The following is a 1,187-nucleotide window of genomic DNA, read 5'->3' on the forward strand; positions in this document are numbered from 1 at the left end:
CATGTTAAAAGCTGCACGCATACTCATTTATGCACTCATGTCAAATGCAATCTCAAGTTTTGTAAAAAGTGTGACATCTGTCAAAGCGTTTGTCCTGATTTTGAGCTCTATATATGCAAACGATTAAGAAGAGCTCCCTATGTATGCAATGGCTGTGATTCCCGTAAATACTGTCGCAAGCCTATAAAATATTTTTACAACCCTTCTCATGCTCACAAAGAATATAAGGAAGTTCTTGTCAGTTCGCGTACTGGCATCAATGTCACTGAAGATGAACTCAAAAAGATCGATTCCATTGTCAGTCCTCTTGTCAGAGATAAGTCTCAATCTCTCAATCATATATTTGCTTCACATGCTGGTGAGATTGGCGTTTCTCAAAGTACCGTTTACAACTACATTGATGCTGGCTTTCTTGAATGTGCCAACATTGACCTCCCTAGAAGGGTTAGATTTAAGAAAAGAAAGAGAAAAGCAGGGAAAAATGAGGTAAAAATCAATAAATCTGCATTGAGAAAAAATCGTACATATAATGATTATCTCGCTTATATGAACGAGCATCCCGATGCTAATGTCATTCAGATGGATACTGTCGAGGGCATCAAAGGTGAAAATCTCCTCCTTACCCTGCATTGTGTGAAAACACATTTTCAAATTGCTCATTTCATTTCAAGCAAGGAAAACACACATCTTGCACAGGTATTTGAATTGTATTATGAAAGATTTGATGATAAGAATCTCTTTAAGAATTTCTTTCAGGTCATACTTACAGACAATGGAAAAGAATTCACCGACATAGCTTATCTTGAAGAATTAGGAATAAAGGTATTTTTCTGCGATCCTAATAGATCAGATCAAAAAGGTTCTTGTGAAAAAAATCATGAGTTTATAAGATATTTCTTACCAAAAGGAGAGACTTTCAAGAATCTTCATCAAAGGGATATTTGGAATATGATGTCGCACATCAATTCATACAAAAGATATTCATTGAATAATAAAAGCCCCTATGAAGTGACGGAATTCATATGGGGCAAAGAATTATTACAGGCATTGCACATCAAATACATTAAGCCTGATGAAGTGATTTTAAACAATTCAATTTTTAATAAAAACAGATAGGAAAGGATTGAAAATGAGGAACACTAAGAAGTAGAATTTAGTCTTGCAAATTCATCGCAATCCTTAAAAAA

At 34.6% G+C, this 1,187-nt stretch carries 1 protein-coding gene; it reads left to right on the forward strand.

The genetic code is table 11. From position 1 onward, the window contains the following. On the forward strand, nucleotides 1–1,116 hold a 1,116-nt coding region (locus tag B5E87_RS14775), incomplete at its 5' end, for an IS30 family transposase (protein ID WP_087246171.1). Between the last annotated feature and the right edge of the window lie 71 nt (nucleotides 1,117–1,187).

Origin of the sequence: Massilimicrobiota sp. An142, from assembly GCF_002160725.1 — a bacterium.
Lineage (GTDB): Bacteria > Bacillota_I > Bacilli_A > Erysipelotrichales > Coprobacillaceae > Allocoprobacillus > Allocoprobacillus merdigallinarum.